At 72.0% G+C, this 16,658-nt stretch carries 16 protein-coding genes and 1 pseudogene; 4 read left to right on the top strand and 13 right to left on the bottom strand.

The features are described from left to right. Positions 1-61: 61 nt before the first annotated feature. Positions 62-1,114 (top strand): DUF4397 domain-containing protein, encoded by a 1,053-nt coding sequence (locus KF837_37375; GenBank protein MBX3233055.1) that lies wholly within the window; start codon positions 62-64, stop codon positions 1,112-1,114. On the opposite strand, the gene KF837_37370 is transcribed toward KF837_37375, so the two are convergent. Genes KF837_37370 through KF837_37360 form a run of 3 tightly spaced genes read right to left on the bottom strand, consistent with a single transcriptional unit; the run spans position 1,111 to position 4,641 of the window. Continuing rightward, the gene (locus KF837_37370) at positions 1,111-2,490 is read right to left on the bottom strand and encodes a TldD/PmbA family protein (protein MBX3233054.1); all 1,380 of its coding nucleotides are present in this window, start codon (positions 2,488-2,490) and stop codon (positions 1,111-1,113) included. The genes KF837_37375 and KF837_37370 overlap by 4 nt on opposite strands. Before the next feature lie 23 nt (positions 2,491-2,513). Next, positions 2,514-3,431: a sigma-70 family RNA polymerase sigma factor gene (locus KF837_37365; GenBank protein MBX3233053.1), complete on the bottom strand. Its 918-nt coding sequence runs from the start codon at positions 3,429-3,431 to the stop codon at positions 2,514-2,516. Continuing rightward, the gene (locus tag KF837_37360; protein MBX3233052.1) at positions 3,400-4,641 is read right to left on the bottom strand and encodes an FAD-dependent oxidoreductase; all 1,242 of its coding nucleotides are present in this window, start codon (positions 4,639-4,641) and stop codon (positions 3,400-3,402) included. Before KF837_37360 ends, KF837_37365 begins: the two co-directional genes overlap by 32 nt. Before the next feature lie 43 nt (positions 4,642-4,684). Between KF837_37360 and KF837_37355 the strand changes: the two genes are divergently transcribed. Next, positions 4,685-4,891 (top strand): hypothetical protein, encoded by a 207-nt coding sequence (locus KF837_37355; protein MBX3233051.1) that lies wholly within the window; start codon positions 4,685-4,687, stop codon positions 4,889-4,891. Positions 4,892-4,954: 63 nt separating this feature from the next. Here the strand turns inward: KF837_37355 and cheB are convergent, their stop codons facing one another. The 8 genes and pseudogenes from cheB to KF837_37315 all read right to left on the bottom strand — a co-directional run bounded on the left by cheB (position 4,955) and on the right by KF837_37315 (position 12,944). After that, positions 4,955-6,046 carry a chemotaxis-specific protein-glutamate methyltransferase CheB gene (cheB, locus tag KF837_37350; protein ID MBX3233050.1) on the bottom strand — a complete coding sequence of 364 codons (1,092 nt, stop codon included), beginning with the start codon at positions 6,044-6,046 and terminating at the stop codon, positions 4,955-4,957. Further along, the gene (locus KF837_37345; GenBank protein MBX3233049.1) at positions 6,043-6,933 is read right to left on the bottom strand and encodes a protein-glutamate O-methyltransferase CheR; all 891 of its coding nucleotides are present in this window, start codon (positions 6,931-6,933) and stop codon (positions 6,043-6,045) included. Before KF837_37345 ends, cheB begins: the two co-directional genes overlap by 4 nt. Further along, the gene (locus tag KF837_37340; GenBank protein ID MBX3233048.1) at positions 6,930-9,056 is read right to left on the bottom strand and encodes a HEAT repeat domain-containing protein; all 2,127 of its coding nucleotides are present in this window, start codon (positions 9,054-9,056) and stop codon (positions 6,930-6,932) included. The genes KF837_37345 and KF837_37340 overlap by 4 nt, the downstream gene beginning before the upstream one ends. Then, positions 9,053-9,580, bottom strand: coding sequence for a purine-binding chemotaxis protein CheW (locus KF837_37335; protein ID MBX3233047.1), 528 nt, complete (start codon positions 9,578-9,580; stop codon positions 9,053-9,055). The genes KF837_37340 and KF837_37335 overlap by 4 nt, the downstream gene beginning before the upstream one ends. Before the next feature lie 3 nt (positions 9,581-9,583). Then, the gene (locus KF837_37330) at positions 9,584-10,084 is read right to left on the bottom strand and encodes a purine-binding chemotaxis protein CheW (GenBank protein MBX3233046.1); all 501 of its coding nucleotides are present in this window, start codon (positions 10,082-10,084) and stop codon (positions 9,584-9,586) included. Continuing rightward, positions 10,081-11,718, bottom strand: coding sequence for a chemotaxis protein CheA (locus KF837_37325; protein MBX3233045.1), 1,638 nt, complete (start codon positions 11,716-11,718; stop codon positions 10,081-10,083). The genes KF837_37330 and KF837_37325 overlap by 4 nt, the downstream gene beginning before the upstream one ends. 12 nt (positions 11,719-11,730) lie before the next feature. Further along, positions 11,731-12,507, bottom strand: a pseudogene (locus tag KF837_37320) (Hpt domain-containing protein). After that, on the bottom strand, positions 12,507-12,944 hold the full coding sequence (locus KF837_37315) for a response regulator (protein ID MBX3233044.1): 438 nt from the start codon (positions 12,942-12,944) through the stop codon (positions 12,507-12,509). The pseudogene KF837_37320 and the gene KF837_37315 overlap by 1 nt, the downstream one beginning before the upstream one ends. Before the next feature lie 194 nt (positions 12,945-13,138). Here KF837_37315 and KF837_37310 point away from each other — a divergent pair, with 194 nt between their 5' ends. Together KF837_37310 and KF837_37305 are read left to right on the top strand one after the other, a co-directional pair. Further along, complete coding sequence (locus tag KF837_37310; GenBank protein ID MBX3233043.1) at positions 13,139-13,900, top strand: competence/damage-inducible protein A; 762 nt, start codon at positions 13,139-13,141, stop codon at positions 13,898-13,900. 368 nt (positions 13,901-14,268) lie between these two features. After that, on the top strand, positions 14,269-15,834 hold the full coding sequence (locus KF837_37305; GenBank protein ID MBX3233042.1) for an FHA domain-containing protein: 1,566 nt from the start codon (positions 14,269-14,271) through the stop codon (positions 15,832-15,834). Here KF837_37305 and KF837_37300 read toward each other — a convergent pair. Both KF837_37300 and KF837_37295 read right to left on the bottom strand, forming a co-directional pair. Then, on the bottom strand, positions 15,815-16,129 hold the full coding sequence (locus KF837_37300; protein MBX3233041.1) for a hypothetical protein: 315 nt from the start codon (positions 16,127-16,129) through the stop codon (positions 15,815-15,817). The genes KF837_37305 and KF837_37300 overlap by 20 nt on opposite strands. Next, complete coding sequence (locus KF837_37295) at positions 16,126-16,650, bottom strand: GAF domain-containing protein (protein ID MBX3233040.1); 525 nt, start codon at positions 16,648-16,650, stop codon at positions 16,126-16,128. The genes KF837_37300 and KF837_37295 overlap by 4 nt, the downstream gene beginning before the upstream one ends. Between the last annotated feature and the right edge of the window lie 8 nt (positions 16,651-16,658).

Here is a 16,658-nt window from a genome sequence, read left to right as displayed (position 1 = left end):
TGCTAGACTGGCAGGACTTCCCTTGCGTTCGGCAGTACGGCTCGGATTCGCCGCCTTCTTGATGGGTGCGCTCGTCGTCGTTGCGTGCAGCGACGACGCACCAGGCACCGAAATCGAGATCGAGCCCGACGCGGGACCGCTCCCGCCGATCCGCGCGGGCGCGCAGACGAGCAACGACGGCAGCACGTCGACGCCGTCGACGATGCGCTTCGCCCACCTCGCGGCGGAGACGGGCCCGATCGACTTCTGCTACCAGGTCGCGAGCTCCGGCACCTTCGTCGGCCCCGTCCTCGGCGGCCCCGGGCTCCCCCCGCCCGCCGCCGCCGACGCCTCCGACGCCGAGGCCGATCCCGACGCCGAGCCCACCGCCGATGCCGCCGCGGCCCCCCCCACCGACGCCGATGCAGAAGCAGATGCAGACGCAGACGCAGACGCAGATGCCGACGCGGAGGCGGGCGCCGGCGTGGTCCCCGCGGTGTCGTACGGCACCGTCACCAAGTACCTCGTGCTCCAGGCCGCGGGACCGATCACGCTCGCGATCCTCCCCGCCGGCTCCACCTCGTGCGCGAACCCGATCGCGCGCGGCGGCATCACGCTCGATCCGGGGAAGCTCTCCACCGTCGCGCTGTTCTCGCGCCCGGGGGACGGCGGCGCGGCGCTCGAGGTCGCGGGCTTCACCGACGATCGCACGACCGAGAGCGACAAGATCCGGGTGCGCGTCATCCACGGCGCGCTCGGGACCAGCACCGAGGCGCCGGCCGGGTTCCTCGCGGTGCGCGCGAACGCATCGAAGACGACCGTGCTCGCCGACCGCGTCGAGCCGCGCCGCGCGGCCACGCTCTCGGAGGCCGTCTCCGTCGACGGGCTCGGCTACGTGACCGCGCCGCCGATCCCGCCGCCGACGACGCTCGCGATCGGCCCCGCGACGACCGACGGCGGCGCCGACGCCGGCTTCGAGCCGTGGCTCAGCAGACCCTACGACCTCGATCTCACCGGCGGCTCGCTCCACACCGCCTTCGTGCTCCCCGGAACGGACGGCGCCCGCTTCTCCGTCCTCTGGTGCGCCGACACCACGACCGAAGGCGAACGCACGACCTGCACCTGGGTTCGCTAGCCGGCGCCGGCGACGGTCATCTTGCCGACGCGGATCGTCGGCGCGGCGGTGGCGGTGCGGAGGTCGAGGTCGGAGCCGAGCGCGTCGATGCGCTTGTAGAGCTCGTCGATGTTGAGCGAGATCGTGACCTCGCTCACGGGGTACGCGAGCTCGCCGTTCTCGATCCAGAAGCCGGCCGCGCCGCGCGAGAAGTCGCCCGTCACCGCGTTGAAGCCGAAGCCCATCATCTCGGTGACGTAGAGCCCGCTCTTCGTGCCCTTCACGATCGCCTCGTTGGAGTCGGTGCCGGGCTGGAGGATGAAGTTCGTGGTGCTGCACGACACCCCCGCGGAGCCGCCGCGCGCCGCGTTGCCGGTGCTCTTCCGCCCGAGCTTGCGCGCGGAGTAGCTGTCGCAGAGATAGGTGCGCAATACACCTTTTTCGACGACGACGTTCTTGCGGCTCGCGAGGCCCTCGCCGTCGTAGGGGCGCGAGCCCGGCGCGCGCTTGATGAGCGGATCGTCGACGATCGTGACGAGGTCGCTCGCGACCTGGGTGCCCTCGCGGCCGAGGAGGTAGCTCGACTTCCGCCAGATCGAGCTGCCCATGATGCAGCCCGCGAGCATGCCGAGGATCGAGCGCGCGGTGTCGGGGTCGAACACGACCGGGACCTCGCAGGTCGCGACCGACTTCGCGCCGAGCTTGCGCAGCGTGCGCCGGGCCGCCTCCTCGCCGACCGACTTCGGATCGTCGAGCTCGTCGAGGAAGCGCTTCGCGGTCCAGTGGTAGCCGCGGCGCTTCTTGCCGCCCTCGTCCTCCGCGACCGGCACGACGCTGAGCGACTGGTACGAGCCCTTGTACGCCGCGCGGAAGCCGCTCGAGAGCACGACCGCGGCGCCGCCGGCGGTGCGGCTGAAGGTGGCGCCCTCGCTGTTCGAGATCCGCTTGTCGTACGCCTGCGCGGCGGCCTCGCCGATCTTCGCGGTCGCGATCGCCTGCGCGGCGTCGACGCCGCCGCCCTTCGGATCGAAGAGGTCGAGCTCGACCGCGTCCTTCGGGTCCATCGGCGGCTCGTCGGCCGGGCCCGCGAACGGGTCCTCCTGCGCGAGCTCCACGAGCTCGAGCGCGTCGCTGACGAAGCGCTGGATGCCGCCTTCGGTGAGGTCGCTCGTCGACGTCGTCGCGACCTGCTTGCCCTTCATCACGCGGAGGCCGGCGGAGCGATGCGCCGCCTCCTCCACCAGCTCCGGCTTGCCGAGACGCACGCGCGCGGAGAGCTCCGCCCCCGAGCGCAAGAGGCACTCGGCGACCGTCGCCCCGCCCTTCTTCGCCATGCCGACGATGCGATCTCCCAGCTCGAGGAGCTCGTTCAGCTCGGCGTCCACGCGTTCCGTCATACGAATGGAGCCTAGCACACTCCCTATGGCGACAATGGGACCGCCGCGAGCTTCGCCGTCGCGACCACGCCGTGGATCGCGCGGATGCGGCCGTCGTCGCCGACGTCGAAGTGGAACGTGCCGCGCGGAGGCACGCGCCCCTTGCTCTCGGCCGAGGACCACACGATCGCAGGGCGACCGTTCAGCATCAAGGTCGAGCTCTTCATCGCGGGGTGGAAGCGCAGCACGCCGAAGAGGAAGCGGACGACGCGATCGGCGCCGCTGAGCTCTCTCAGGTTGGCAGTGAACTCGCCGGCGGCGTCGGTCGCGAGCGTCACGTCGGCGGCGAGCATCGTCTCGAGCGCGGCCGTGTCGCCGGCCGCGACGGCGGTGAAGAAGCGGCCCATCACCTCGCGGACGCGCGGCGCGGCGCTCGGCGCGTTCTCGCGCGCGTGCGCCGCGTCGTAGTCGCGCATCGCGTGCCGCGCGCGGTGATGCGTCACCTTCACCGCGCCGGCGCTGGTGCCGAGCGCCTGCGCGGTCTCCTCGACCGAGTAGTCGAGCACGTCGCGGAGGATGAGCACCGCGCGCTGCCGCGCCGACAGCGCCTCGAGCGCGACGAGGAACGCGATCGACGCGCTCTCCATCAGGTCGTAGCGCGCGTGCGTGCTCGCGGGCTCGAACGCGAACGAGATCGCGTCGTCCTCGTCCGGGCACGGCTCGGGCAGCCACGATCCCGTGTACGCGGCGTGGCGGCGGCGGCGGTAGGCGTCGCGCGCGAGGTTCACCGCCACCCGCGTGACCCACGGACGCAGGTCGTCCTCGCGCGGCGGCGGCTTCTCGACGAGGCGGAGGAGCGTCTCCTGCGCGAGGTCGTCGGCGTCGGCGACGCTGCCGGTCATCCGGTAGCACACGCCGCGGACGTGCGACCTAAGCGACGCGAGCTTCGACTCGTCCAGCATTCGTCGCGCTCCGCACCGTCGCCGCCAGCATAGCGGCCTCGCGCGCGCTTTCGAGCGCGCCGTCGAAGAGCATCTCGTCGCCCCATCCGTCGCCGGCGCCGAAGACGTTCGCGAGCGCGGTCCGCACCGACGCCCCGCCGCGCGGATGGTCCGCCGCGACCGTCATTCGCGGCAGGAACTGCGCGTGCACGACGTGATCGCGCCAGCCGTACTGCAGCGAGTCGAGGATGGCCTCGAGCGTCGCGCGCTCGCCGCGCTCGCCCGGGCCGAGGTACTCGATGATGCCGAGGAGCGCGCCGCCGGGCGGCGCCATCTTCGCGACGAGCGACTGCACGTTGAAGAAGAACGGCACGTCGAGCCCGACCACGAAGCGCCGCCGCGGCTCCGGCAGCTTCGACACCGCGACGTCGAGGCAGCTCGCGAGGATCGGCTCCGTCTCGCGCACGCCGCCGATCCCGAGCGCGGCGGCGGCGCGCGGCGGGATCGCGAGGATGCACGCGTCGTGCGGGATCGCCTCGCCCGCCTCGAGGCGGACGTGATCGCCGAGGACGGCGGCCGCCGTCGCGCCGGTGCGGACCGTGACCCCCGCCGCGAGGGCGCGTTCACGGAGCGCCGTGCACATCGGACCCCACCCGCCGTCGAGGTAGAGGACCCCTCGCCGTGCCGCGCGCCGGAGCTGCGCTATCGCGCGGCGCGCCGACACGAGCTCGTGGTTCTTCGTGTACGTCGCGATGCTGAAGACGACGTGCAAGAGCCTCCGCACCGCGACGTCGTCGGTGAGGGACTCGATGCAGGAGCGGAGCGGCGCGTCGGGGAAGGACTCGAGCGGCGCGCGATCGAGCGCGAGCAAGACGCGCGCGGCGGTGAGCTTCGAGCGCGCCGGCAGCGCGCCCGTCGTCGCGAGGGTGACGAACCCGACCGGCAGCGCGGTGAGCTCGCCCTTCGACCAGAGGAACGAGTCGTTCGTCGGCGCGAGCGTCCCGGCCGGCATCGCGTCGAGCTCGCGCAGCACCGACTCCGCCGGTCCGCCGCGGTACAGCGCGCGGAGCCCTTGGTTGAAGGAGAACCCGGCGTGCGTCCGCGACGCCGCGCGCCCGCCCACCTCCTGCGCCCGCTCCAGCACCGTGACGCGGTGCCCGGCCCGCGCGCAATACGTCGCCGCCGCGAGCCCCGCCGGCCCGCCGCCCACCACCGTGATTTTTTTGCTCATGACCCTGTCACGAACGAGGGACGAAAAAGGTTACGCTGGCGAGATGATCAAAGCCGCGCTCGCGATCGGAGCCCTCGTTCTCGCCGTCGCGGGTCCGCGTGAAGCGGAGCCCGCGTGCATCCCGGCCGAGAAGTGCTGCTCCATATGCGACGCGGGGCAGGCCTGCGGCAACAGCTGCATCAGCCGCAAGAAGACCTGCCACAAGGGCCGCGGCTGCGCGTGCAACGCCGCCGAGGTCTGCGGCCGCTGAGCGCGTCAGCCGCCCCAGCACCACACCGTCGTCTTGCCGCGGGCGCAGAGGGCGCGCGCGGGCTCACGTCAACGACGCCAGGTACTCGGCGATCTGCGGCAGCGGGAGGACCTTCTGCGGGAGGCCCGCGCGCACCGCCGCGCCCGGCATCCCGTAGACGACCGCGGTCTCCTGCGCCTCCGCGACCACGATGCCGCCCGCGTCGCGGATCGCGCGCGCGCCCTCGACCCCGTCGTCGCCCATGCCCGTCAAGATGACGCCGACCGCGCGCTGCCCGACCGCGGCCGCGACGCTCTTGAGGAGGCGGTCCGCGCTCGGGACGTACTTGTCCTCCGGCTTCGGCGCGCCGATCGTGATCTTCAGCTCGACGCCGTTCGGGTGCACTTCCATGCACTGGCGGCCGGGGCAGACGAAGCCGGTGCTCTTGCCGAGGCGATCGCCGTCCTGACCCTCGCTCGTGCGCACGGTGCCCTTGCGATCGAGGCGCTCGGCGAAGGTGCGCGTGAACTTGTCGGGCATGTGCTGCGCGACGACGAAGCCGGCGGTGGTGTTGCGCGGGATCTTCCCGAAGATCTCGAGGAGCGCGGAGGGACCGCCGGTCGACGACGCGATCGCGACGACCGACTTCGGCGCGACGTACGGCGCGGCCGCGCGGAGGGCCGCGATCGAGTCGGGCGAATGCGCGCGCTCGAAGCCCATGCTCGGCGGCCGCCGCGAGATCGGGCTCGCGCCGGCGGCGCCCGCGGCGAAGGACGCGCGGAGCTGCCGCACGACGAGGACCTTCTCGAGGATCTGCTGCTTGAGGTCGGCCGCGTCGGGCGCGATCTGGGCGGTGGGCTTCGCGACGAAGTCGAGCGCCCCGAGCTCGAGTGCCTTGAAGACGTTCTCCTTCTGCGCGTACGACGAGACCACGATCACGGGCGTCGCCTGCTTCGCCATCAGGATGCGCAGGAACGTGAAGCCGTCCATGCGCGGCATCTCGAGGTCGAGCGTGATGACGTCGGGCCGCAGCATGGTCGCCATGCGGAGCGCCTCTTCGCCGTCGGCGGCCTTGCCGACGATCTCGACCTCGGGGTGGTTCTGGAAGACCTCCTGGATCGTGCGACGGTTGTAGGCCGAGTCGTCCACGACCATGAGGCGGATGGGGGCCGTCATGGCTTGGCGGTCGAGGCGAGAGGCTTTCGGTACACGAGGTCTTCTTTCAGATGTAGCAGCTCGAACGCGGTCGAGACATTCAACAGTGACTCCGCGTGTCCAAGCAAGAGCACGCCGCCGGGGACGAGCCGCTCGTAGAACATGTCGATGACGCGTTTGCGCGCCGCGGCGTCGAAGTAGAGCACGACGTTCCGGCAGAAGATGACGTCGCACTTGCCGACCAGGTTCGTGCGCTCGTCGTCGAGGAGGTTCATCTGCGCGAAGTGGCAGAGCGAGCGCACCGACGCGGAAACGCCACTTTTCCCCTCTTCCACGAGCGACGGGACGAACCAGCGCCCGCGCGCCACGTCCGCCGTCGCGCGGAACGACGCGCCGCCGTAGATCCCGCGCCGCGCGGCGGCGATGCAGCGCTTCGACAGGTCGGAGCCGTGGACCCGGATCTCCCAGTCCGCGAGCGGCTCGAAGAGGCCGGAGTCGAGGATCAGCATCGCGATCGTGTAGGCCTCCTCGCCGGTCGAGCAGCCCGCGCTCCAGATCTGCATCCGCTTCCGCTCCTTCTTCGCGAGGAGCGGCAAGATCTCCTGCTGGAACGCGCGGAGCTGGTAGTCCTCGCGGAAGAAGTAGGTCTCGTGGGTGGTGAGCAGCTCCGCCGCCTCGTCCCACTCCTCGTGCCCCGCCGCCCCGTACGCGAGGAGCTGGTAGTAGTCCGCGAACGAGTCGAGGCCGCGCACGCCGAGCCGCTCGCGCAGGCGCCGCTCGAGCGACGACCGCAGCTCCGGCCCGAAGAACAGCCCGAGCCGCTCGCTGATCAGATCGCGCAGGAGCCGATACTCCTCCGACCGAAGCTGCGTCTCGCCCGTGCGCGCGCCGAACCGACGCGGTCTCATGAACGCACCGCGAGCGCCTCCATGATCGCGCGGCGGACCTCGGCGCTGCGCTCGCGATCGAGGCGGACGCGGAGGACCGCCTCGCCGTCGGCGCCGGTCTGGCCGAGGAGCTCCGCCGCGTGCTTGCGGACCGACTCGGAGGGGTGGTCGATCGCGGTCGCGAGCGCGGCGAGCGCGCGCTCGTCGCCGATCTTCGCGATCGCGCCGAGCGCGAGCTTCACGACCTCGTGGTCGGGGTGATCGGTCGCGCCGAGCAGGGCCTCCACTCGCCCCTCGAGCGCCGCGATCGCGCCGGCCGCGATCGACGGCTCCGGCGAGCGCAGGAGCGGGCGCGCCGCGGCGAGGGCGCGCTCCGGATCGGCGTCGCGCAGCGCGCGCAGCACCATCGCGAGGCGGGTCGGGTCTTTCGTCGTCGCCGCGAGCGAGGCGAGCTGCTCGGAGCGACCGAGCCGCCCCAGCGCGCGGATCGCCGCGAGCGCGACGACGGCCTCCTCGTCCGCGAGCGCCACCGTCACCGCGCGCGCGGCGTCGTCGCGCCACTGCTCCGCGACCGTCTTCGGGCCGCGCGCGTCGGGGAGCTGCGACGCGGACGAGAGCGGCGATCCCGACGCGGTGGTGCGCGACGCCGGCGCGTCGACCGCGGCGCCGATCGCGGCGAGCGCGTCGATCGCCGCGCGCCGCGTCGCGGCCTCGCGATGCGTCAGCGCGCTCTCGAGGAAGTCGAGATCGCTCCCGACCGTGAGGCGCACGCGACCGAGCGCCTCGAGCACGATCGCGCCCGCGAGCGCGTCGTCGCCGTGGGGGTCCACCTCCGGCACCATCGCGCGCGCGGCGTCGGGCTCGCGCCCCGCGATCGCGAGGAGCGCGCCTTGCGCGGCGGAGGCCACGCGCGCGTCCGCGCTCCGCACGTGCCGCGCGACGGCGAGGAGGTCCGCCGCGACGCCGACGATCGCGATGCTCTTCAGCGCGGGGGCGACGACCTCGGCCGACGGATCTTCGAGCGCCTCTCGCACCGCCGCGAGCGGCTCCGACGCCTGCGATCCGAGGACGGGCAGCATCGAGATCGTCGCGCCGCGCAGCGACGGCGCCGCGGTCTTGCCCGCGGCGATGAGCGGGAGCGCCGCGTCTTGCCCGAAGAGCTGGAGCGCCGCCTCCGCGCGGTCGGCGATCTCGTCGTCCGCGAGCGCGTCGGCGATGACGGCGACGTCGTCCGGATCGCGCACGAGGCCGAGCGCGAGGATCGCCGCGCCGCGCGCCTCCGCGTCGCCCGTCTCGCGCGCCGCGGCGCGCAGGCGCTCGTGCGCCGACCGCGACGCGCGGAGCGTCTTCACCGCGACGTCGAGGACGGCCTCGTCGTCCCACGCCTCTTCGAGCGAGCGCCCGAGCGAGACGAGCGCGTCGCGCGCGACGGTGGTGTGCGGGTCCGCGACCGCGCCGGCGAGCGCCAAGAGCGCGCGCGGCGTCACGTCGCCGGCCGCCGCCGCGAGCGCGCTGCGGCGGAGGAGCGGCTCGCCGAGGAGCGGCTCGAGCCGGCTCCACGGCACCGCCGCTTCGAGCGCGCCGAGCGACGCGAGGGCGGCGACGCGGACCGCGACGTCGTCGCGCGCGAGCAGGGTCTCGAGCGTCTGGATCGCGAGCGCGCGCGCCTCGTCGCCGGCGAGGTCGGCCTTGCCGAGCGCCTCCGCGCACGCGACGACGACGTTGGGGTCCTCGTCCTTCGCCGCCTTCGCGGTCGTCTTCATCCCGGCGAGGGTGGGCGCGCCGGCGAGCACCTCGACCGCGAGCTTGCGGCCGTCGGCGTCGAGGCGGGTCAACGCGTCGACCGCGCCCGGCACCGCGTCGGGTCCGATCTGCACGAGCGCCTCGACCGCGGCGTTGCGGAGGCCGACGTTGTCGCGCTCACCGAGCGCGCGCGCGACCGCGAACACGACCGCGGTCCGCGGCTCGATCCGCGGCGCTACGGCGGTCGCTTCCTTTCGCACGCGCCAGTCTTCGTCCGCGAGCGCGAGGAGGAGGAGATCGCACGACTCGGGCGCGGGGAGCGACGGGATCTCCTGCGTCGCGCGACGGCGGACCTCGGGCTCCTGGTCTTCGAGCAACGCGCGGACGCGGCTCGCGATCATCCGCCCACCGGGAGGCTGTCGTCGAGGTGCACGACCTCCGCCGCCGCGCCGAACGTGCGCGCGTCGAGCACGAAGACGAGGCGCTGCCCGAGCGTGGTCACGCCTTCGATCCCGCGCTCTCTGTCGCCGGGACCGAGCGGCGGCGCGGGCCGGAGCTCACCGCCGGCGAGGCCGAAGACCTCGGTGACGGAGTCGACGACGAGCGCGGCGTAGCGCGCGCCGGCGACGGGGCCCTGACCGATCGCGGGGCCGGTGCGCTTCGCCGCCGCGTCGACGACGATCCACTTCGTCTTCCGCGAGAGCGCCGCGGGAGGCAACCCGAAGCGCTCGCGGAGATCGATGACGGGCACGACCTCGCCGCGGTAGTCGGCGACGCCCTTCACCGTCTCCGGCGCGCGGGGGAGGTCCACGACCGCGAGCGGGTTCACGATCTCGCGGACGACGTCGATGCGGACCGCGTACATGACGTCGCCGACGAGGAAGCCGACGAGGTCTTTCGAGGGATCGTGCCGGTAGCGCGCCATCGGCTACCTCTCCTGATCGAAGAGCGGCGAGAGGTCGATCAGCATGAGGACCACGCCGCCGCTGTTCGCGGGGCGGCCGATCCCCACCACGTGCGGCGCCTGCTCGGAGCCGAGCACGGTCGGGGGCTCGATCTCGGTCTCGGAGAGGCGGTACACCTGCAGCACCTCGTCGACGAGGAGCCCGATCTCCTCGTCGACCGCGTCGACGAGGAGGATGCGGCTCCGCTTGTCCATCGTGAAGGTGCGCGAGAGCTTGAAGCGGCGCTTGAGGTCGAGCACGACGACGAGCCGGCCGCGCACGCTCATCACGCCGACGACGTCCGGATCCGCGCGCGGCACCTCGGTGATCGGGAGCGGCTTCAGGATCTCGACGATGTTGCCGATCTCGATCGCGTACGCCTCGCCGCCGAGCGAAAACGCGAGGTACTCGGCGCGCTTGCCGATCTCGTCGGCGCGTTGCATCGCGGATCGCCCCTCGATCCGCTTCGCGAGCTGCGCCCTCATGCCTCCGCCACCGCCCGGCGCTTGGGGGGCTCGAGCGCGCGCACCTCTTGCCCCGGCGTCGCGAGCACCTCGGAGATGAGGGCGGCGGCGTCGAGGACGAGGCCGACGCGCTGATCGCCGAGCTCGGTCGCCCCCGCGAGGCCGCGCACCTTCTTCAGCGACTTGCCGAGCGCCTTGATGACGATGTCCTGCTGGCCGATGAGGCGATCGACGACGAAGCCGACGCGGCGATCGGCGACGGCGGCGATCACGCAGTAGCTCTTGTTGCGGTTCGAGCGCACCGCGGGCGGCTTCGGCGTCTTCGCGTCCTCGTTGAACCAGATCCCGGCGCGATGGCCCTCGAGGTGGAACACCTTCGCGAGCCGCGCGACCGGGAGCGTGACCCCGCGCTGCGTCATCACCTCGCGCCCCTCGAAGGTCTTCACGACCCCCTCGTCGAAGACGATCGCCTCCTCCACGCTCGCGAGCGGCATGCAGAAGGTGCGCCCCGCGACCTCGACGATGAGCACGCTGATGATCGCGAGCGTGATCGGCAGCGTGATCGTCATCTTCGTGCCGATGCCGACGTCGCTCGTGATGTCGACGACGCCGCCGAGCTTCGCGATGTTCGTGCGGACGATGTCCATCCCGACGCCGCGGCCGGAGAGGCTCGTCGCCTCGTCCCTCGTCGTGAACCCCGGCTGGAACACGAAGGAGAGGATGTCCTTCGTCCCGAGGTCCTTCGCCTCGTGCTCGGTGACGAGCCCGCGCTTCATCGCCACGCCGAGGATCTGCTGCGGGTCCATCCCGCGCCCGTCGTCCTCGACCTCGATGACGACGTGGTTGCCCTTCTGGAACGCGTTGAGCGCGATCGTGCCCACCGCGGGCTTCTGCACGCGCATGCGCTCCTCGCGGTCCTCGATCCCGTGGTCGATCGCGTTGCGGATCATGTGCATGAGCGGATCGGAGAGCTCCTCGACGATCAATTTATCGATTTCCGTCTCTCCACCGGTAACAACCAAATTCACTTGTTTGTCGTGTTCGCGCGAAATCTGGCGCACGATGCGCGCGAGCTTGTCGAAGACCTGCCCGAGCGGGACCATGCGCACCTCGAGGATGCCGTTCTGCATCTGGGCGAGGTGGCGATCGAAGGAGCGGTGGAGGCGCGTGAGCTGCGTCGCGAGCTCCCGCATCTCGGTGTCGACCCGCACCCGCTCCGCGAGCCGCGACACCGCGGAGCGCACGATCGCGAGCTCGCCGACGATGTTCATCAGGTGATCGAGCTTGCGGATGTCGACGCGCACCGTCTGCGTGACGCTGCGGAGCGTGAGCTCGCGCTCGTTCTGCTGCGCGGCGGCGGTGGCGCCCGCCGGCTGCGGGGGTGCCCGCGGCGCGCCGGGAGGTGGGATCGACGGCGGCAGCGGCGGCGGCGGGAACGAGCCGGTCGCCGCGCCGGCGTACATCCCGGGCGGCGGGCGCGAGGTGCGGATCCCCTCGTCGTAGCGCTGATCGAGCTGTTGGTCGGTCTCGCGCGCGCCGACGTTGTCGGGCGGCGGGAGCTCGCTCGGGAGGCTCGGGTCGGAGCCGTGGTTCGGCGACGGCTGCTGCACCGGCGGGCGGAGCGAGTCGCCCCGGAGCGGCGGCGCCGCGGTCATGCCTCCGCCGCCGCGGCGGCTGACCTCCTCGACGGAGATGTTGGGGCCGGCGACGGCGTCGTTCAGGGTGGAGAGCGGCTCGCGGCTCGCGACGAGGATCTCGAGCTCGACGCTCTCGGCGTCGCCGCCCTCGCCGGTGGGGAGGTAGGTGATGATCTCGCCGTGCGGCCGCGTCTTCGACTTGAGCCCGTCGAGCGCGGAGTCGATCGTGGCGAGCTGGAACTGGACGCGCATCCGGTAAAGCGAGAGCCCGGCCTGGATGTTGGAGCGGAGGCGGTGCTCCTCGTATTCGGTGAGGACGCCGAGCAGGTTCGGATCGAGGTCGTAGTCCTGCATCGGGCGCGCGCCGGCGCCGCCCTTCTGCGGGATGACGTGACCGAGGGCGGCGAGGAACGCCTTCACCTCCGCGGCGGGCTCGGGCGAGTCGCCCTTCGCGGCGGAGAGGATGACGCCGTAGAGGTCGACCGCCTGGAAGAGGAGGTCGAGCACCTGCGGCGCGAGCTCGATGCGACCGAGACGGAGGTCGTCGAGGATCTCCTCGAGCTCGTGGGAGAGGCCCGACATCATCGTCGCGCCGAAGAGGCCGGAGAGCCCCTTCAGCGTGTGGACGGCGCGGAACACGTCGTTGACGAGCTCGGCGTCGCTGCCGCCGCGGCGGCAGACCTCGTCGAGGGCGAGGAGATCGCGCGAGAGCCCTTCGACGATCTCCTGCGCCTCGGAGAAGAACTCCTCGCGCGCCTTGTCGCTCCCGTCGCCGCCGCCGCGCCCGCCGCCGCCTTGCTCGGCCACTACGCCCTCTCGGCCCTCTCGGCCGAGGCCGCGAGCAGGCGCTCGCACGCGCCGCGGAGCAGCTCCGGCGTGAAGGGCTTCGGCACGTACGCGTCGGCGCCGAGCTTCTTGCCGCGCTCGACGTCGCGCTCGGTCGCCTGCGTGGAGATGATGATGAGCGGCGTCGACCGATACTGCTCGGAGCGACGGATGAAGTGAATGAGCTCGAGCCCGTTCACGTCCGGCATGTTGATGTCGGTGATGATGAGGTCGTAGCGCGTCCGCGGGAGGAGCCGCATGGCATCGAAGCCGCTCTGCGCCTCGGTCACCTCGATCGGCCCCACCGCCGACACCCAGTCCGACGCCTCGAGCACCGCGCGCACGAGCGACCGCGTCGAAACGGAGTCTTCGACGACGAGAACGCGCTTGGCCGCAGCTTCTCCCACCCGATCGAGCATACCAGCCTATTCCTCACCCCCCGCAACTACAGCGCAAGTTACGCCCCGCCCCGCTCCGCCCCTCTCCCGACCGCCCGCTTGCCCGCTTGGGCCTCGCTCTGCGGGGGCCCGGGGGCGCGGAGCGCGTCTTCGCGCGACGGCCCCCGGCGGGGAGAGCTCGAGAGGGGCAGCGCCCCTCTCGAACAAGAAAAGCTATGCTCGCGGGCGTGAGCGTCCTCACCCCGCCGAAGACCGCGGCTGTGCTCGTCATCGGGAACGAGCTCCTGAGCGGGAAGATCGAGGAGGCCAACGTCGTCGTCCTGGCTCGCGCGCTTCGCGGGCTCGGCATCGAGCTGCGTCGGGTCGTGATGGTCCTCGACGACGTCGAGGTCATCGCGCGAGAGGTGAAGGAGCTCGCGGCGGCGCACGACTGGCTCGTCACCTCCGGCGGCGTCGGACCCACGCACGACGACGTCACGGTGCAAGCCGTCGCGCAGGCCTTCGGGCGCAAGGTCGTCCAGGACCCCACCCTCGCCTCGATGCTGCGCGACCACTACAAGGAGCGCATCACGGACGGCCACCTCCAGATGGCGCTCGTGCCCGAAGGCGCGAGCCTCGAGACGCACGAGAACATCCGCTGGCCCACCATCCGCATCGAGAACACGTGGCTCCTCCCCGGCGTGCCGGAGATCTTCAGGATGAAGCTCGCGGTGGTGACGAACCGCATCGGCGAGGGCTGCGCCGGCTTCTTATCGCGTGCAGTCTACACGAAGATGGACGAAGGCGACCTCAAGCCGCTCCTCGACGCCGTCGTCGACCGCTTCCCCGACGTCGGCGTCGGCTCGTACCCGAAGTGGCAGGACCCCAGCTACAAGACGAAGCTCACCTTCGACGGCCGCGACCCCCTCCGCGTCGACGCCGCCCGCGACGCCTTCCTAGCCATGCTCCCCCCAGGCGAACCCCAACACCTCGACTAAAAAACCCCGCCCACCATCCCCGGGGTTGGGCCTCCCCCTCTCGGGGGGTCCGGGGGCGTCGGAGCGCGCGCGCAGCGCGCGCGGAGAACCCCCGGCGGGAGAGCTCGAGAGGGCAGAGCCCTCTCGAAACTAGAAACCCGCCCGCAGGAAAACCCGCCGATCGGTCCGCTGGCCGAGGGCCGCGCCGACGGTTCCGGGCGCCGCGCTCCCGCACGCGACGAGGGTCAGAAGCAAAAAGGTCAACGATTTCGCTCGTAACCGCTGCAAGGAGGCGCTCTCGGGATCGCGTTCGTGGCGGAAGGTTGCCAGTTGCGTTTCGTCGCTTCAGCTCGCTAAACTTTCCGGGCGCTTAGGCGCTGCGTGCTCCCATGTGGAAGCTGGTCATCGAGGACGACGAAGGAAAGCGCACGGTCGTCCCGCTCACGCGCGATGACTACTCGATCGGTCGTCAGGAGGGGAACACCATCCGGCTGACCGAGCGGAACGTGTCGCGTACGCACGGTCGCGTTCGGCGGAACCGCGCCGCGAACGGCAGCGGCAGCGTCTTCGTCCTGGAAGACCTCCGGAGCTACAACGGCCTCTTCGTGAACGGCCTCCGGGTCGCGCACACGCAGGACCTCCAGAACGGCGACCTCATCCAGATCGGCGACTACCGCATCGTCCTCCAGGACGACGCCGCGCAGGCGACGCTCGAGAACGCGACGATCCCGATCACGAGCATCGACCCGAGCGACGCGAAGGCGACGATCCCGATCGCCACCGCGTACCGCGGGCAGACCCTCACCGAGCGCCCCAACCGCCTCGTCATGCTCGTCGGCCCCACCCCCGGCGTCGAGTACCCGCTCGATCGCGAGCGCATGACGATCGGCCGCGCCGAGGACGCGTCCATCTCGGTCAACCACAACTCGGTGTCGCGCCTCCACTGTGAGGTGCACGCGCTGGGCGACGGGCGCTTCGAGATCGTCGACAAGGGATCGTCGAACGGCGTCCGCGTGAACGCGGTCGAGCTCCGCCGCAGCATCATCGAGGCGGGCGACGTCATCGAGCTCGGCGACGTCCGCTTCAAGTTCGTCGGCGCGGGCCAGGTGTTCGTGCCGGGGCCGAACGAGAGCCAGCAGCTCACGGCGATCAGCGATCGCGACGTCGACCTGAACGTCGGCCCGCGGAAGGGCCTCGGCGCCTACGCGCTGCCCGTCGTCGGCGCGCTCATCATCGGCGGCGGCGTGCTCGCGGCCGCGCTCATCATCTCGCACCGCAACAGCAACGCGGACGCGCTCGACGCGGGCGCGGCTCCCGTGAACGACACGGACCAGCAGATCCTCGCCGAGGCGAAGCAGAAGTGCACGCTCGAGGACTGCGAGCAGTCGCACGTCGCGATCGCCGCCATCCCCGAGTCCTCGCCCTGGCGCGAGCAGCCCGACTTCCGCTGGATCGTGACGACGTGGGCCGACTCGATCATCCGCAAGGCGAAGGTCGAGCCCGATCCCGACGCGCGGCGCAACCAGCTGAACCGCGTCATCGCCGATCCGAAGGTCGATCCCGCGAAGCGCAAGGAGGCCGAGGACCTCCTCAAGTCGGGCGAAGCGACGCCCGCGCCGGTGCCGGTCGACTCCGCGCCGCCGTCGGGATCGACGAAGCAGCCGACGGGGCACACGAACGTGACGAGCGGCACGATGAACCCTGCGCCCCCCGCGCCGAACCCGCAGCCGGCCGCGCCGCCCGCGCCCGCGCCCGCCCCGAAGCCGAAAGAGTCGACGATCGACCTCGCGCGCGCCGCGGCGCTCCGCGGCGATCATCAGGGCGTCCGGCGCCTGCTCGACCCCGTCGTGAAGTCAGGGCATGCGTCGCCAGACGAAGTGAACCTGCTCAAGCAGACCTGCAAGGACCAGAAGGACAAGGCCTGCATCGAAGAGATCAAGGCGAAGTACCCGTGAACGCCCCGCCGCCGTGCTCGCAGGCGGCCTGCGCGCTCGCGGCGCCGAAGTTGTTCGGCGGCCCCGCGTAGACGATCTCGGTGACGTCCTTCTTCGTGCACGTGCCGACGCGCCCTTCGCGCGGGCACGTCCCCGCGCCGGCGCGCCACGTCTGTCCCGCGCAGAGGTGCTTGCCCGCCGCGCCGCGCGCGCCGTCGTACTCGACGCACGCGTTGTCCTGCCCGCGATAGCAGCTCCCCGGCTCCGCGCTCTTCGCGCACGCGCCGAGGAGGAGCGCGAGGAGCAGGCGCTTCATTCGAAGCGGGCGCTCGCGAGCGCGTCGCGGACGAGGCCGCACAGGAGATCCGCCTCTTCGCGGCTGAACGCGTCGAGGTGCGGCGAGTCGAGATCGAGGACCGCGCGGAGCTCGCCCTGCGCGTCGAGGACCGGCACGACGAGCTCGGAGCGCGTGCGATCGTCGCACGCGATGTGGCCCGGGAACGCGTGGACGTCGGGGACGAGCTGCACCTCCCGCGTGCGCGCAGCGGCGCCGCAGACGCCGCGCGCGAGCTCGATGCGGAGGCACCCCATCGTCCCCTGGTACGGACCGACCGCGAGGGTCGACGCGCCGACGCGGCGATAGAACCCGCACCAGTTGGTCTGCACGAGCGTCTCCCAGAGCAAACACGCGAGCGTGGCCTCGATCGCGACCGCGTCGTCCTCGCCCGCGAGCGCGGCCCGGATCTGCGGGAGCGCCTCGCCGAGCCTCGCGACGCGCGCCTCCTTCGCGAGGAGCGTTCCGCGAGCGACCGGCGGCAGCAAGATCCCTTCCGACATCGCCGCCG

Origin of the sequence: Labilithrix sp., from assembly GCA_019637155.1 — a bacterium.
Classification (GTDB): Bacteria; Myxococcota_A; Polyangia; order Polyangiales; family Polyangiaceae; genus Labilithrix.
Note: the sequence above shows the minus strand (reverse complement) of the source record. Positions and strands in the feature narration are given on the sequence as shown.

What these genes read in the sequence shown, in the direction of transcription:
- KF837_37295 (MBX3233040.1), bottom strand. Translation starts at nt 16,650, where the DNA reads ATGTCGGAAGGGATCTTGCTGCCGCCGGTCGCTCGCGGAACGCTCCTC.
- KF837_37370 (MBX3233054.1), bottom strand. Translation starts at nt 2,490, where the DNA reads ATGACGGAACGCGTGGACGCCGAGCTGAACGAGCTCCTCGAGCTGGGA.
- KF837_37300 (MBX3233041.1), bottom strand. Translation starts at nt 16,129, where the DNA reads ATGAAGCGCCTGCTCCTCGCGCTCCTCCTCGGCGCGTGCGCGAAGAGC.
- KF837_37345 (MBX3233049.1), bottom strand. Translation starts at nt 6,933, where the DNA reads ATGAGACCGCGTCGGTTCGGCGCGCGCACGGGCGAGACGCAGCTTCGG.
- KF837_37340 (MBX3233048.1), bottom strand. Translation starts at nt 9,056, where the DNA reads ATGATCGCGAGCCGCGTCCGCGCGTTGCTCGAAGACCAGGAGCCCGAG.
- KF837_37360 (MBX3233052.1), bottom strand. Translation starts at nt 4,641, where the DNA reads ATGAGCAAAAAAATCACGGTGGTGGGCGGCGGGCCGGCGGGGCTCGCG.
- KF837_37335 (MBX3233047.1), bottom strand. Translation starts at nt 9,580, where the DNA reads ATGGCGCGCTACCGGCACGATCCCTCGAAAGACCTCGTCGGCTTCCTC.
- KF837_37305 (MBX3233042.1), top strand. Translation starts at nt 14,269, where the DNA reads ATGTGGAAGCTGGTCATCGAGGACGACGAAGGAAAGCGCACGGTCGTC.
- KF837_37325 (MBX3233045.1), bottom strand. Translation starts at nt 11,718, where the DNA reads ATGACCGCGGCGCCGCCGCTCCGGGGCGACTCGCTCCGCCCGCCGGTG.
- KF837_37330 (MBX3233046.1), bottom strand. Translation starts at nt 10,084, where the DNA reads ATGAGGGCGCAGCTCGCGAAGCGGATCGAGGGGCGATCCGCGATGCAA.
- KF837_37310 (MBX3233043.1), top strand. Translation starts at nt 13,139, where the DNA reads ATGCTCGCGGGCGTGAGCGTCCTCACCCCGCCGAAGACCGCGGCTGTG.
- KF837_37375 (MBX3233055.1), top strand. Translation starts at nt 62, where the DNA reads ATGGGTGCGCTCGTCGTCGTTGCGTGCAGCGACGACGCACCAGGCACC.
- KF837_37365 (MBX3233053.1), bottom strand. Translation starts at nt 3,431, where the DNA reads ATGCTGGACGAGTCGAAGCTCGCGTCGCTTAGGTCGCACGTCCGCGGC.
- KF837_37355 (MBX3233051.1), top strand. Translation starts at nt 4,685, where the DNA reads ATGATCAAAGCCGCGCTCGCGATCGGAGCCCTCGTTCTCGCCGTCGCG.
- cheB (MBX3233050.1), bottom strand. Translation starts at nt 6,046, where the DNA reads ATGACGGCCCCCATCCGCCTCATGGTCGTGGACGACTCGGCCTACAAC.
- KF837_37315 (MBX3233044.1), bottom strand. Translation starts at nt 12,944, where the DNA reads ATGCTCGATCGGGTGGGAGAAGCTGCGGCCAAGCGCGTTCTCGTCGTC.